This window comes from Pseudorhizobium banfieldiae (assembly GCF_000967425.1).
GTDB lineage: Bacteria > Pseudomonadota > Alphaproteobacteria > Rhizobiales > Rhizobiaceae > Neorhizobium > Neorhizobium banfieldiae.
Window position 1 is genome coordinate 2,006,428 of record NZ_FO082820.1, and the last position, 13,712, is coordinate 2,020,139.

The following is a 13,712-nucleotide window of genomic DNA, read 5'->3' on the forward strand; positions in this document are numbered from 1 at the left end:
CACCCTCACTCGTCATAGGTCACGACGACACGGTCGGACAACGGCGTCGATTGGCAGGACAGGGCATAGCCTGCACGCACCTCGTAGTCTTCCAGCGCGTGGTTGACGGCCATTTCCACCTCGCCCTCCAACACCTTGCAGCGGCAGGTGGAACAGACACCGGCCTTGCAGGAATACGGAGCGTCCATATTCGCCTCGATGGCAGCCTCGAGGATGGTCTGGCCCTGGCGCGGCATGATGAAGGTGCGGGTTGCACCGTCCAGCGTGACCGTGGCCTCGACCCCGGTTCCGGCCGTGACCGCAACCTTCGACACCGCCTTCTGCTTTGCACGGCCCGGCTGACCGCTGGCGAACAACTCGAACTTGATCTGGGCATCGGTCAGCCCGTGTTCGCGAAGCGACGCCGCAATTGCGAGCATCATCGGTTCAGGGCCGCAGATGAAGGCCGTATCGACCGCCTTGGGATCGATCCAGTGAGTAAACAGCCCCTTCATCTTCTCCGCGTCGACCCGACCGGTGAAGAGATCGATCTCCTGGCCTTCCTGCTCCAGGACGTGAATGACCGAGAACCGTCCCAGATAGAGGTTCTTCAGGTCCTCCAGTTCCTCGCGGAACATGATCGAGTTGATCTGCCGGTTGGCGTAGACCAGCGTGAACTTCGACTGCGGCTCGCTAGCGAGCACCGTCTTGATGATCGAGAGGAGCGGCGTGATGCCGGAGCCGCCGGCAAAGCCGAGATACTGCCTGGCCGCTTCGGGTTCGATGGCCGTGAAGAAACGGCCCATCGGCGGCATGGCCTCGATCACGTCGTCGGGCAAGAGGTTCTCATTTGCCCAGGTCGAGAAGGCGCCACCGTCGACGCGCTTGATACCTACCCGCAGGACCCCCTCCCCCTTGCCGGCGCAGATGGAATATGAGCGGCGCAGTTCCTCGCCGTCGAATTCCCGGCGGAAGGTGAGATACTGGCCCTGGGTAAAGTCGAAGAGCGCCCGGTCTTCGTCCCGGGGCGCAAGCGTTACGACCACGGCGTCGCGGGTTTCGCGCCGGACATCTGTCACTTTCAGTGGATGGAAGCGTGCCATTGGGTTGTTCCTAGCAAAAGCGAAGGCATCCTCAGATGCACTTGAAATAGTCAAAGGGTTCCAGGCAGTCCTTGCAGCGATAGCTCGCCTTGCAGGGTGTCGAGCCGAACTGGCTGATCTTCTCGGTATTCGTCGATCCGCACCGCGGACATGCAACGGTCATGTTGGAACGACCCGAAAGTCGCGCGACCCGTCCCAGTAGGCGCCCGTCGGCGGCAGTACCGTCGATGGGCGGTGCGATGCCGTAGGCGCGCAGCTTTTCGCGCGCGTCGGCGTTGATCCAGTCGGACGTCCAGGCTGGCGACAGCTGACGCTCGATGCGGATCCTGTCGATGCCGTGGCTGCGCAGGGCGTTCTCGATGTCGAGGTTGATGATGCTGGTCGCCGGACAGCCCGAATAGGTGGGCGTGACCTTGACAACCAGGGTGTCATCCTCCCAGTTCACCTGCCGGACGATCCCCAGATCCGTGACGCTGATCACGGGGATTTCCGGGTCGGGCACATCGGACAGCCAGCGCCAAACCTCCTCGGTATCGGGCTTGCGCTCCTGTTCCATGGCGCTTACCAGACGCTACCCGGATAGGCGCGCTGCAGGAACTGCATCTCCGCCAGGATGAAGCCGAGATGCTCCGAGTGGACGCCCTTCTTGCCGCCACCCGCGCCGGCGATCCCGTGCTGCCAGACCGTGTCCGGATAGGGAAGCGTGGCTTCGGAGAGCACGGCCTTGACGGTAGCCTCCCAAGCGGTCCGCAGCGATGACGGCAAGGGTGCGATCCCCGCTTCGGCCATTGCGACGTCGACGGCATCATCATGGAACATCTCGCCCGTATAGGGCCAGAGTGCCTTCAGGGCCTTCTCCATGCGTCGATGGCTTTCCGCCGTACCGTCGCCCAGCCGGATGACCAGGTCGGCCGACCGTTCCAGATGGTAGGCAACTTCCTTCTCCGCCTTGGCCGCGATATCGACGACGCGCTTGTCTGTCGAGGTCTTCAGCGCCCGCAGGAGGTTGATGTGAAAGGCGTCGAACAGGAACTGGCGCATCAGCGTCTGGCCGAAATCGCCGTTCGGGCGCTCGACCAGCAGCACGTTGCGGAAATCCGCCGCATCGCGCAGATAGGCGAGATTGTCGGCGCTGCGGCCCTTGCCTTCGACTTCACCGGCCAAGCCGAGCCACAGCTGACACTGGCCGATCAGGTCGAGGGCCTGGTTGGCCAGCGCGATATCCTCTTCGAGGACGGGAGAATGGCCGCACCATTCCGACACGCGGTGCCCCAGCACCAGCGCATTGTCGCCGATGCGCTGCAGCCAGTCGAAGAATGCGGACTGATCAACGGCGGTCGCCATCACATGTGCCCCACTTCGCCCGGGATGTCGAAGAAGGTCGGGTGACGGTAGACCTTGGCGTTCGACGGCTCGAACAGCGGTCCCTTGTCGGACGGGCTGGAGGCGGTGATGTCGTTCGAGCGCACGACCCAGATCGAGACTCCCTCGTTGCGGCGCGTGTAGACGTCGCGGGCGTTGCGGATGGCCATTTCCGCGTCGGGCGCGTGCAGGCTGCCGACATGGCGATGGTTCAGGCCATGCTGGCCGCGGATGAAAACTTCCCAAAGGGGCCATTCGTTGGACATGATTGTTTCCTCCCGGAAAAACTTGATGTTGGACTGCGGGCTGATGGCCCGCGGCAATTCACTCTGCGGCGACCTTCGCGCTGGCGCGAAGCGCCCCTTCCTTCTGCGCGTGGGCGAGCAGCCCCTCGCGGAACCAGGCGCCGTCTTTCCAGGCCGTGACGCGCGCTTCCATGCGCTCGGCGTTGCATGGGCCGTTGCCGGCGATCACCTCGAAGAACTCCGTCCAGTCCGGCTCGCTGAAGTCATAGCCGCCCTTCTCCCCGTTCCACTTCAGGTTCGGATCAGGGATGGTCAGGCCCAGGTATTCGGCCTGCGGCACGGTCTGGTCGACGAACTTCTGGCGCAGTTCATCATTGGTGTTGATCTTGATCTTCCACTGCATGGACTGGGCCGAATGCACCGAGTCCTTGTCCGACGGGCCGAACATCATCAGCGACGGATACCAGAAGCGGTTCAATGCATCCTGCGCCATCGCCTTCTGCTCCGGCGTGCCCTGCAGGCACATCTTCATCAGGATGTCGTAGCCCTGGCGCTGGTGGAAGGATTCCTCCTTGCAGATGCGGATCATGGCGCGGCTGTAGGGACCATAGCTGGTCCGCTGCAGCGGCACCTGGTTCATGATCGCAGCCCCATCGACCAGCCAACCGACCGCGCCGATATCGGCCCAGTTCAGGGTCGGATAGTTGAAGATCGACGAGTATTTCATCTTGCCGCTGTGCAGGAGTTCGATCAGCTCGTCGCGGCTGACACCGAGCGTCTCCGCTGCCGAATAGAGGTAGAGGCCGTGGCCTGCTTCGTCCTGGACCTTGGCAAGCAGGATCTGCTTGCGCTCCAGCGTCGGAGCGCGGGTGATCCAGTTGCCCTCCGGCAGCTGGCCAACGATCTCGCTGTGGGCGTGCTGGCCGATCTGGCGGATGAGCGTCTTGCGGTAGCCTTCCGGCATCCACTCCTTGGGCTCGATCTTCTCACCCCGGTCGATGCGGTCCTGGAAAGCCTGTTCTTCCGGCGTCATCTCCTCGCGCGCCTTGGCGCCTTCGGCCTTTACCATCTGTGCGTACATGGGGGGCTCCTCCCTGTTCAGACGCGTTCGACTATCATGGCGATCCCCTGCCCCACACCGATGCACATCGTGCAGAGCGCATAGCGTCCGCCGGTGCGGTGAAGCTGGTACATCGCGGTCATCACGAGGCGCGCGCCGGACATCCCGAGGGGATGCCCAAGCGCGATGGCGCCTCCATTCGGGTTCACATGCGGCGCATCATCCGGCAGACCGAGATCACGCAGCGTCGCCAGAGCCTGGCTGGCAAAAGCCTCGTTCAACTCCATCACATCCATCTGCTCGATGGTGAGGCCGGCGCGCGCCAGAACCTTCTTCGCTGCTGGCGCCGGGCCGATGCCCATGATCCGCGGCTCCACGCCGGCGGCCGCCATGGCGACGATCCGCGCCTTCGGCGTCAGCCCCTGTGCCGACGCCGCCTGCTCGGAAAGGACGGCAAGCGCTGCCGCGCCATCGTTGACCCCGGACGCATTGCCGGCCGTCACGCTGAGGTCAGGGCCGTTCACGCCCTTGAGCCTGGACAGTTGCTCCACGGTCGTACCGGGACGCGGATGCTCGTCGGTATCGACGACGACGGGATCGCCCTTCTTCTGGGGAATGGTAACCGGCACGATCTCGTCGGCGAATAGCCCGGCCGCCTGCGCAGCCGCCCAGCGCGCCTGGCTGCGGGCAGCAAAAGCATCCTGGTCGGCGCGGCTGACCGCGAAATCGGCGGCCACATTGTCGGCGGTCTGCGGCATGGAATCGATGCCGAACTCCGCCTTCATCCTGGGATTGACGAAGCGCCAGCCGATCGTGGTGTCGTAGACGGCATTTGAGCGCGAGAAAGCGGTCTCGGCCTTCGGCATGATGAAAGGTGCACGGCTCATGCTCTCGACACCACCGGCGATGACGAAATCACAATCGCCCGCCTTGATCGCACGGGCTGCCATCCCGATTGCATCCATGCCCGAACCACACAGCCGGTTGACGGTGGTGCCCGGAACGACGACCGGCATCCCGGCAAGGAGAGCGGCCATGCGGCCGACATTGCGATTGTCTTCGCCTGCCTGGTTGGCGCAGCCATAGACGAGGTCGTCCACGGCCGACCAGTCGACGCCCGGATTACGCGTCATCAGAGCCTTCAGGGGCAGTGCGGCGAGATCGTCGGCGCGCACCTGCGCCAGAGCGCCGCCATAGCGCCCGATCGGCGTCCGGACCGCATCACAGATATAGGCGTTACGCATCATTCCTCCCATTCGGCCTTCCGGTCGCGAGCGCGCTCTTCCCATTCACCGACCGATCGGTCAACTTATAGCGTCTAAAACATCACATGCAAAGTGGTTTTTTTGATGTTCGCGTGATGTGTTGAGTCATGTAGCCCCCTGCGCGGTGTGACGGAACTAAAATGAGTCACTTGATCAGATAGTTGGCTCGAGAAGGCGATCCCTACTGGCTACAGTCTGTGCCGGCAGCGCCCCATCCTCCCCTTCGCACCGGGCGGCGATATGGCGTTCCGCGGCAGGCGTGAGGCGCAGGTACAGCCGGCGGAACAGGTCCCGCGCATCATGGCCGCTCCAGCCGGACGGCAGCGCCGCCTGCGGTAGACGCGGGTCGCGCAGAAGCACATGCCGATAGGCGTGCACGAGCAGCAGCCGCGCCATCAGAGCATCCGCGTCCGACAAGGTGCGGGCGGATATCGACCGCTCGAGCGGCGCGAAGCGTTCGATGATCTCCTGATAACCGGCCTGCAGGGCGGAGAGATCCCAGAATTGGGCAAGACCCGCTGGGTCGTCGGAATCGACGGCATGCAGTGTCAGTGCGCCGGAAGGTGCGGCCTGCCCGCGATCCGGCCGGATGAAGACGGCACCGCCCATATGTCCCAGTCGCTGCCGCCGCCCCTCCTCCGGAGAAAGTTCCGGAGCATGGATAACCTGCCACCCACGGGCCGGGACATCCTGCCCATAGAGCAACCCGGCCGCCTGGTCGAAGGCCGCCCGCGCAGAGGCATCCAGCCGGTAGTAGCTGCGCCGGCCGATCCGCTCCCCCTGAAGCTGGCGCGCGGCAACCAGCCGCGACACGGCGGTCCGCACCAGCGACTCGTTGATGCCGACGCGGGCGCAGAGATCGATCAGGGTGCCGGTCCAGAGCACGCCCCCGCGCGGCACGACTACGTCACCATAGATCGTGACGATGAATGCCGCAGCATTCAGCCGCAGGTCGCGCGCAAGGTCGGCAATCGGATCGGTATCGCTTGTCATGCGCCCAGATACGGCATTGGCCACACGCACCGCAAGCCTGCCGGTCGGGCCGTGGTCGAGACGGGAGGCTGGAACGGCAGGCAGATAGAAGCGGATTCGGAAACGGAGACGGGCGCGTCGTCTGGCTGCAAAAGCTGAAGAATCTTGGATTTGGTGGGTGATGTAGGGCTCGAACCTACGACCCGCTGATTAAGAGTCAGCTGCTCTACCAACTGAGCTAATCACCCGAATTCCGTCCGCCGCAAGCCGTGCGCCGCCGGTGTGTGAGGGCGTATAATGGGGAACGAATTGCTTGTCCAGCGTCGAACGAAAATAAATTCGGCCAGAAAGAGCTTGCATCGACGGATGGGTCAGAGCTCCAGTGTCCCCCGGGCCAGCCGCACGGCCTCGCCCCCGATGCGGGCCCGGGCGATGCGCCCTTCCTTCACGTCGATGTGCAGGTGAATGTAGGAAGGACGGCCCATCTGGACGCCCTGCTCCACCAGAAGCGGGTGATGGCCGTCGGGCAGCGCATCGAAATGATGGACGGCACCGGCAAGCGCGGCAACGGCAGAGCCTGTCGCCGGGTCCTCCGTAATCCCCATGTCGGGAGAGAACATGCGCGCGTGGAACTTCGCATGATGATGCGTCCCGCCCCGACAGTACACATAGGCAGCCGCGAGGCCGCCATCTGCGAAGGGGGCAACCTTTTCCCAGAGACCGGGATCGAACTCCAGGCTGTCGACCTCTGTTCGGCCGTGAACCGGTATCATGATGAACGGCACCCCCGCGCTCCAGATCGAGGCACGGTGGTTCTCGAAACCGATCGCACCGACCTGCAGGCTGAGCGCATCGGCGAGCCCCTGCATATCCAGCGGAAGATCGACCTTGGTGGGCGTTCTCGGCAGGTCGAATTCCGCGAAGCTCGCGGCGTGCTCGCGAAGCCGCACCGCACAGCGCACGGGCCCGACCTTCTCCTCCAGCACGCAGACCATGTCGATGTCGCCTTCATGCCCTCGCTGCAACTCCGCCAGCGCCACGGCAGTGCCGACGGTCGGGTGGCCTGCGAACGGAAGTTCTCGCGCCGGCGTGAAGATCCTCAGGCTCGCAGCATGGGCGGCATTGGTCGCCCTCTGGACGAAGACAGTCTCCGACAGGTTCATTTCGCGGGCGACCGCCTGCATCGTCTCGTCGTCGAGATCGTCACCGTCGAAAATGATCGCCAACGGGTTACCCGCAAGAACCTGGTCCGTGAACACGTCGTAAATCCCGTAGCGGCGCGCCATCGTCACTCCCTGCACTGCAATCTCCGGATTGCAACCTGCCCGACCCGGCCCATGGACGCAACCCGCCACGAACGACATCGTTGACGTTGTGGAGATACCTAGAGGCTCAGTTCCATCACCACCGGGCAATGATCGGACGCCTTGGGACGGTCCCAGCCGATCCGCGGAAACCGCTCGACCTCTTGTCCAGGCGGAAACGGCGTCCGGTAGGGCTGACCGCCGCGGACGATTTCAGGTACCGCCGTAGCGTTGCGTGCCGCGAGCGCCGGGGACAACCAGATGTAGTCGAGCTGGCAGAGGTGCTGCTCCTCGGGGCCGCGGGCATGATAGAGGGTCCAGCGATCAAGTTCGGCGCGCCGCTCAACCGGGTTGACCGCAAAGCCATCTGCCGAAAACACGTCCAGCGCGCTCATGTCCTCGCGAACATGGTCGAACCTGTAGCCCAGGCGACGGCTGCCGGTGACGATCACCTTCTCCTGATAATCGTTCATGTCGCCGCAGATCGCGAAATTCTTCTTTGCCGCATGGCTGGCGCCGAAACGATCCTCGATGATTCTGCGCACTGCGGCCGCCTCGGCCGAACGCACCGCCATGGTACTGATCCGCCCGTCGCCCGGCTCCCGCGCATTGCCCATCGACTTGAAATGCACGACATAGAGCGTCAGCGGACGCCCGCCGATCTTCAGGTCAAGCTCCAGGCAATCACGCTTGAAGACCTTGTCGTGCGGCTTGACGGTTTCCGCCAGCGCCTCATTGAAGAGATCGAGGTCGGCATATGTGAGCATGGCGTTGCTGCGGATGTCCACGAGTTCGATCGGCTGCCCGTGACGCGTCTTCTCGCGCATCAGCACCGCCACGTCGATGCCACGGGAATCATTGCCCTCAACCAGGTACTTCTGCATGTAACCATGTCCGACCATCCGGAAGAGGTAGCCGTATTCGAAGGCGTGCAGGGCGGGCATGTTGTCCACCTCCTGCAGGCAGAGGATCTCGGCATCGGCGTCGGCGATTGCGAGCGCGGAGAGCTGTCGCGTATCATCGGTCGATGCCACGACCCGCGCCTGCTCCATCTGCTCATAGGCGTCCTTGCTTCCGACGTCATAGAGACGCATGACGCGATCCCGACGCAACTGGTTGCGGAATCCCGAGAAATCAAAGCGGGTGATGAGGTTCTCGATGTTGAAGGTGGCGAGGCGGACGGTCATTTCCAATTCCTGGATGGAAAGCTGTTATGCCCGCCGGCACCCGGAGTTACAACCGCCACCCGGACTGAAGCACCACCCGAACGATCTCCCCCTGTCGCAACGGGTGTCTTGAGAATGCGCGCAGTGACTGGCCGCCCGCAATCTGCAGCCGCAGCGCGTAGCGCTCGCCCTCGAAGAAGGCAGAGGTGACCTCTGCTTCGATCCCGGCCGCATCAAGCACCACGTCCTGCGGCCGCACCAGAACATCGACCTGCGGCTGGCTCCTGTCACAGCCGAGGATCGCTTCCCGCAGATGCAGCCATTCCAGTCTCCGGCTTGCCCCCGGATTCGAGCGGACCGACAGGATCGACCCCTGCCCCACCAGTCCGCCAACCACACGGCCTTCCGGACGTGCATAGATCTCCTCCGGCGGCGCGACCTGCAGCAGCCGCCCCTCGGACATGACCGCGACGTCGGTCGCCAGCGCCATGGCCTCGCTCTGGTCGTGGGTGACGTAGATCATCGTAGCGCCAGACCGCGCGTGAAACTCCCGGAAGGTTTCCTCCATCTCCTGTCGCAGGTGCCGGTCAAGATTGGCGAGCGGCTCGTCGAGCAGAACCACATCCGGTTCGGTGACGAGGCAGCGGGCCAGAGCCACGCGTTGCCTTTGCCCACCTGAAAGGGCCGCCGGCCGCCGATCCGCATATGCCTCCAGCCGCACTGCCGACAGCGCCTCCCGCACCTTCTGCCGCGCCTTCTCCCTCACCACGCCCCTCACTTTCAGCGGATAGCCGACATTCTCTGCCACGGTCATGTGCGGCCAAAGAGCGTAGGATTGAAAAACCATCGCCATGTTGCGCCGCTCGGGCGGCAGCATCGTGGCGGCGTCGGCAAGCAGACGCTCGCCAAGCAGGATGGAACCATCGGTCGGCTGCTCGAAGCCGGCGATCATCCGCAGCACCGTCGTCTTGCCGCATCCGGAAGGCCCCAGCAATGCCAGGAAGCGGCCCTGCCGGACGGTCAGCGAAAGATCCCGCACCGCCGGGGCAGCATTGGCAAAGCGCTTCTCGAGGCTGTTGAGGATCAGCGGCGCCATGGCAGGGCTCCGACGGGCAGACGGCGCGCCATCAGTTCGAGAAAGAGCATGAGGACAACCACCAGAAGGACGACCAGCACCGAGAGCGCTGCAGCGAGATTGAAGCTGCCGCTGTCGTCGAGATTGTAGATAGCGACCCCGAGGGTTTGCGTCCCCGCCGACCACAGCAGCGCCGATATGGTCAATTCGTTGCAGGCGATCAGGAAGACCAAGATCACCGATGAACCTGCCGCCGGGGCGATCATAGGCACCATCACATCACGCATTCGCCGGGAAAAGCCGGCGCCGGCAAGGCGAGCTGCCTCTTCCAGCGACGGGTCGAGCTGCCGGTAGGCGCTGACGACCGGCTTGAGGCTGACCGCAAGGAAGCTGGAAAGATAGGCGATGAGGATGATCCAGGCAGTTCCGTAGATCGAGACACCAAGAACAGGCAACGGAGCAGCGAAGAGCAGGATGAAGGCAACCGCCAGCACGATGCCCGGCAGGGCATAGGGTATCTCGGCGAGCGCGCCAACCAGGCCCGCCAGCCGGCTCCTTGTCTGAACGATATAGTACCCGAGCAGTACGGAGATCAGCAGCAGCCCAAGTGCGCTCGCGAGTGCCAGCGTGAGGGAATTCGCAAAGGCAGTCCGCGTCACCGACTGCCGCAGCAGCACCTCCTCGTAAGCGTGCAGCGTCGCCGTTTCCACCGTCAGCGGCACACCGTAGGCCGGCGCGAGCGAGCTTGCCAGAAGCGCCAGGAACGGCAGGACGAGGATGACATAGGTCAGACCCCAGAGAAGCACTTCCACCGCCCGGCGATGGCGACCGAGAGTGAAGAGTTCAGCTTGCCCGGAGTGGCCGATGGTGCGGAAATCGCGTCCCCGCAAGACGCGCGTCTCCACCGACCGCCCGACGAGTGCAAGGAGCGTGATCAGGGCTGAGATGATGGAGATATCGGAGAAGGTCATCGGCCCGAAGCTCCCAAACTTAGAATAGATCAGCGTCGGCAGCGTATAGATCGAGGCAGGAATACCGAGGATTGCCGGGATTCCGAAATTGCCGACGCCGGAGACGAATGCGATCGCCGCACCGGCGACGAGCCCGGGCATGGCGAGCGGCAGGACGATGTCGATCAGCACGCGCCAGGAGGAAGCCCCCGAAAGCCGTGCCGCCTCGACGCCCTCCTTGGGCAACGCGAGCAGGCCGGCCCGCATGGCCAGGTAGACGAGCGGCGCATGCTGGACCCCGAAAAGGAGCGCGATCCCGCCGATGGAATAGAGCGGCTGTGGGCTGCCGAGCGGCGGCGCCATTCCGATTGCCTTGAGCAGCGTGCTCGATGGGCCTGTCAGGCCGATCCAGGAGAGCGCCGTCACCTGCGGCGGGATCATCATCGGCAGCATGAACAGGAAGCCGAGGGCATTCCTGCCCCGTACGTCGAACAGCGTCAGCAGGACGGCAAAGCTTCCGCCGAGGATGGCCGCTGCCACCACCCCGAGGAAGGATGTCGTCAACGTGTTGAGCGTGGCGTCCCAGAGCGCCGGGTCGGCAAGCAATCGTCCCGCATCGCCTTTCAGTGTGGAGGCGATGCCGGTCACGGCAAGCCGGGCAAGCGGCAGAACGCTGAGGACAACGATGACTATGGCGACAAAAGGAAACAGCCAGCGCGGCTGGCTGTTTCTGGAATAAGCCGAGGATGGCATTGCAGGTGGCGCAATCAGCCGGCGGTGTCGAAGATATCGGAGAAGGACTTCAGATCCTGTTCCGAGTTCTTCAGGGCATCTGCAGCATTGAGCGGCAGAACCTTGATCTCCTCGCGCGGCGGGAAGCCAGCCGGAACGCCGAGACCATCATGGGCCGGGATATAGCCGAGGTCGAGCTGCACCTTCTGGCCCTCGTCCGAGAGGATGTAGTCGATGAACTTCCTGGCAGCTTCCTGATGTTTCGTGGAGGACAGGATTGCGACCGGCTCGGTCACGGCCGAAACACCCTCTTCCGGGAACACGAATTCGACCGGCGCCCCCTTGGCCTTTTCGCGGATCGGCAGGTAGTCGACGACCACGCCATAGGCCTTCTCGCCCGAGGCGACCGACTTCAGCACGGCGCCGTTGCCGCCGGCGGCGATGGCACCATTGTCCTTGAGCTGCCGGTAGTAGTCCCAGCCCAGGCCGTTGACACCGGTCAGCGTCTGGGCATGGATGAGGGCCGCACCCGACGTCAGCGGGCTCGGCATGGCAACGAGGCCCTTGGCTTCCGGCTTGGCAAGGTCCTTCCAGCTTGCCGGCTTCATGCCGGCCTGGGTGTTGTACATGATGCCGGTGGTGATCAGCTTCGTGGAGTAGTAGTGACCATCGGCGTCGTAGAGGGACGCATCCAGATTCTTCGCCTCCGGCGACCTGTAGGCAAGCAGCTGCCCCGCCTGCTTCATCCGCTCGAGCGTTACGGTATCGGCGATCAGCAGGACGTCTGCGACCGGATTTCCGGCCTCGATCTCGGCCATGAGCTTCGCCATGATCTTCGGTGTGCCGTCGCGAACCCATTCGACCTCGAGACCGGGATTGGCGACCTTGAAACCGTCGACGGTGGCCTGCGCGTCCTCGTTCGGCTGGCTTGTATAGATCACGAGATCCGCGGCCTCGACAGCGCCCGCAAGCAGGGCTGTGGCTGCAAGAGTGGAGATTGCTGAGACGATCTTGTTCATGGGGGATCCTTCCTGATGGGATGCCCCGCTAAATCACAGCCGTCTAACAGTCATGTGACAGTGCGCCGTCCTGCTGTGGACGGCGGAAGTCGCCCGCGAACCCGGGCGCCTTCCAATGTCGGACACATCACGCCGCTTCGGCGACTGCCGTGCCGATCAGGCGACCGAGGCGCTGGATGCCCTCCTCGATCATCGCTTCGCTTGCGCAGGAGAAGGAGAGCCGCAGGGTATTGTTGTTCGAACCATCCGCGTAGAAAGCCTTGCCCGGAACGAAAGCAACCTTCTCCGTCTGGATCGACCGAGCCAGAAGCTCAGCGCCGTCCATGCCTTCCGGAAGTCGCACCCAGACGAACATGCCGCCCTCGGGTTTAGTCCAGGTGGCGCCGGCGGGCATGTACTTGTCGAGCGCCGCAAGCATCGCGTCACGGCGGGCGCTGTAGGCCTTCTTGATCTTGGCCACCTGCTCCGGGAATATGCGTTCCGCGACATGGGCGATGGCGATCTGGTTGATCGTCGAGGAGTGCAGGTCGGCGGCCTGCTTCATCAGCACCAGCTTGCGGATGACCGGCATCGCAGCGACGACGAAGCCCACCCGAAGCCCCGGGGCGAGCGTCTTGGAGAAGCTGCCGCTGTAGATCGTCCGCGTGTTCTCGATCCCGCCATTGCGGGCGATGTCGAGCGCCATGATCGGCGGCACGGGCTCGCCGTCGTAGCGCAGGTTCTGGTAGGCGGCATCCTCGATGATCGCGACATCCAGTTCGTCCGCCAGTTCCAGCAGCTTCTCGCGACCTGCGCGATCCACCGTCTCCCCCGTCGGATTGGAGAAGTCGGACGAGAGGTATGCGAACTTGACCGCGCCGCCTGCCTTCGCAGCAGCCTCGCGATAGCCGTCCGGCGTGCGGTTGCCGTTCAGCGACAGCTGGTCGTAGGTTGGTTCATAGGCGTTGAAGGCCTGCAGCGCGCCCAGATAGGTCGGCCATGTGACAAGTGCGGTATCCTTCGGCGACAGGAAGAGCTTGCCGAGGTAGTCCAGCGCCTGCTGCGAGCCGGAGGTGATGAAGACATTGTCGACGCTGCAGGGAATACCGATCTTCGCCATCTCGCCAACCAGCCATTCGCGCAGCGGCTTATAACCTTCGCTGACCGAGTACTGCAGCGCCGCATTGATCTGTGGCCCGGAAAAGATGTCGGCATAGGCCTGCTTGAATGCTTCGTCCGGGAACAGCGCCGGGTCCGGAATGCCACCTGCGAAGGAGATAATGTCCGGCTGCTCCAGGAGCTTCAGCAGCTCCCGGATTTCAGATGCGCGCATCCTGGAAGAACGCGTGGCGAAGATATGTTCCCAATCAAGCACCGGATGTTTCCTCATGTTTCAATTTTGTTTGCAACAGCTTTACATAAGTTGCGATAGGTAAGCAATACTGACCTATCGCAACTTATGTAACTTTGTCTCCATCGCGCAGGAGCATGGAACGCGCGA

Annotated in this window: 13 protein-coding genes and 1 tRNA gene; all 14 read right to left on the reverse strand. The window is 63.5% G+C overall.

Translation table 11 applies throughout. The features are described 5' to 3' along the window. Positions 1-5: 5 nt before the first annotated feature. Positions 6-1,082 carry a 1,2-phenylacetyl-CoA epoxidase subunit PaaE gene (gene paaE, locus NT26_RS09920; protein ID WP_052638646.1) on the reverse strand — a complete coding sequence of 359 codons (1,077 nt, stop codon included), beginning with the start codon at positions 1,080-1,082 and terminating at the stop codon, positions 6-8. 31 nt (positions 1,083-1,113) lie between these two features. Further along, positions 1,114-1,638 (reverse strand): 1,2-phenylacetyl-CoA epoxidase subunit PaaD, encoded by a 525-nt coding sequence (gene paaD, locus NT26_RS09925; protein ID WP_052638647.1) that lies wholly within the window; start codon positions 1,636-1,638, stop codon positions 1,114-1,116. Between the two features lie 5 nt (positions 1,639-1,643). After that, on the reverse strand, positions 1,644-2,426 hold the full coding sequence (gene paaC / locus NT26_RS09930) for a 1,2-phenylacetyl-CoA epoxidase subunit PaaC (RefSeq protein WP_052638648.1): 783 nt from the start codon (positions 2,424-2,426) through the stop codon (positions 1,644-1,646). Beyond that, complete coding sequence (gene paaB / locus NT26_RS09935) at positions 2,426-2,710, reverse strand: 1,2-phenylacetyl-CoA epoxidase subunit PaaB (RefSeq protein WP_052642024.1); 285 nt, start codon at positions 2,708-2,710, stop codon at positions 2,426-2,428. The genes paaC and paaB overlap by 1 nt, the downstream gene beginning before the upstream one ends. A gap of 58 nt (positions 2,711-2,768) precedes the next feature. Then, positions 2,769-3,770 (reverse strand): 1,2-phenylacetyl-CoA epoxidase subunit PaaA, encoded by a 1,002-nt coding sequence (paaA, locus tag NT26_RS09940; RefSeq protein WP_052638649.1) that lies wholly within the window; start codon positions 3,768-3,770, stop codon positions 2,769-2,771. Between the two features lie 17 nt (positions 3,771-3,787). After that, positions 3,788-4,993 carry a 3-oxoadipyl-CoA thiolase gene (pcaF, locus tag NT26_RS09945; RefSeq protein WP_052642026.1) on the reverse strand — a complete coding sequence of 402 codons (1,206 nt, stop codon included), beginning with the start codon at positions 4,991-4,993 and terminating at the stop codon, positions 3,788-3,790. Positions 4,994-5,167: 174 nt separating this feature from the next. Beyond that, the gene (locus tag NT26_RS09950) at positions 5,168-6,007 is read right to left on the reverse strand and encodes a PaaX family transcriptional regulator C-terminal domain-containing protein (RefSeq protein ID WP_052642028.1); all 840 of its coding nucleotides are present in this window, start codon (positions 6,005-6,007) and stop codon (positions 5,168-5,170) included. Positions 6,008-6,158: 151 nt separating this feature from the next. After that, positions 6,159-6,234 (reverse strand) — tRNA-Lys (locus tag NT26_RS09955). A 123-nt stretch (positions 6,235-6,357) separates the two neighbouring features. Next, the gene (locus NT26_RS09960) at positions 6,358-7,272 is read right to left on the reverse strand and encodes a PhzF family phenazine biosynthesis protein (protein ID WP_052638650.1); all 915 of its coding nucleotides are present in this window, start codon (positions 7,270-7,272) and stop codon (positions 6,358-6,360) included. 98 nt (positions 7,273-7,370) lie between these two features. After that, positions 7,371-8,477, reverse strand: a complete 1,107-nt coding sequence (locus NT26_RS09965; RefSeq protein WP_052638651.1) for an endonuclease/exonuclease/phosphatase family protein — start codon at positions 8,475-8,477, stop codon at positions 7,371-7,373. Positions 8,478-8,523: 46 nt separating this feature from the next. Then, complete coding sequence (locus NT26_RS09970) at positions 8,524-9,552, reverse strand: ABC transporter ATP-binding protein (RefSeq protein ID WP_052638652.1); 1,029 nt, start codon at positions 9,550-9,552, stop codon at positions 8,524-8,526. Then, positions 9,540-11,234 (reverse strand): ABC transporter permease, encoded by a 1,695-nt coding sequence (locus NT26_RS09975; protein ID WP_052638653.1) that lies wholly within the window; start codon positions 11,232-11,234, stop codon positions 9,540-9,542. Before NT26_RS09975 ends, NT26_RS09970 begins: the two co-directional genes overlap by 13 nt. Before the next feature lie 14 nt (positions 11,235-11,248). Next, positions 11,249-12,232: an ABC transporter substrate-binding protein gene (locus NT26_RS09980; protein ID WP_052638654.1), complete on the reverse strand. Its 984-nt coding sequence runs from the start codon at positions 12,230-12,232 to the stop codon at positions 11,249-11,251. 127 nt (positions 12,233-12,359) lie between these two features. Continuing rightward, the gene (locus tag NT26_RS09985; protein WP_052638655.1) at positions 12,360-13,586 is read right to left on the reverse strand and encodes an aminotransferase-like domain-containing protein; all 1,227 of its coding nucleotides are present in this window, start codon (positions 13,584-13,586) and stop codon (positions 12,360-12,362) included. Positions 13,587-13,712: the final 126 nt, after the last annotated feature.

Bases quoted from the DNA above. Each gene is read 5' to 3' on its own strand.
- paaB (WP_052642024.1), bottom strand. From the start codon at position 2,710: ATGTCCAACGAATGGCCCCTTTGGGAAGTTTTCATCCGCGGCCAGCAT.
- NT26_RS09970 (WP_052638652.1), bottom strand. From the start codon at position 9,552: ATGGCGCCGCTGATCCTCAACAGCCTCGAGAAGCGCTTTGCCAATGCT.
- paaC (WP_052638648.1), bottom strand. From the start codon at position 2,426: ATGGCGACCGCCGTTGATCAGTCCGCATTCTTCGACTGGCTGCAGCGC.
- paaD (WP_052638647.1), bottom strand. From the start codon at position 1,638: ATGGAACAGGAGCGCAAGCCCGATACCGAGGAGGTTTGGCGCTGGCTG.
- NT26_RS09965 (WP_052638651.1), bottom strand. From the start codon at position 8,477: ATGACCGTCCGCCTCGCCACCTTCAACATCGAGAACCTCATCACCCGC.
- paaA (WP_052638649.1), bottom strand. From the start codon at position 3,770: ATGTACGCACAGATGGTAAAGGCCGAAGGCGCCAAGGCGCGCGAGGAG.
- paaE (WP_052638646.1), bottom strand. From the start codon at position 1,082: ATGGCACGCTTCCATCCACTGAAAGTGACAGATGTCCGGCGCGAAACC.
- NT26_RS09950 (WP_052642028.1), bottom strand. From the start codon at position 6,007: ATGACAAGCGATACCGATCCGATTGCCGACCTTGCGCGCGACCTGCGG.
- NT26_RS09960 (WP_052638650.1), bottom strand. From the start codon at position 7,272: ATGGCGCGCCGCTACGGGATTTACGACGTGTTCACGGACCAGGTTCTT.
- NT26_RS09980 (WP_052638654.1), bottom strand. From the start codon at position 12,232: ATGAACAAGATCGTCTCAGCAATCTCCACTCTTGCAGCCACAGCCCTG.
- NT26_RS09975 (WP_052638653.1), bottom strand. From the start codon at position 11,234: ATGCCATCCTCGGCTTATTCCAGAAACAGCCAGCCGCGCTGGCTGTTT.
- pcaF (WP_052642026.1), bottom strand. From the start codon at position 4,993: ATGCGTAACGCCTATATCTGTGATGCGGTCCGGACGCCGATCGGGCGC.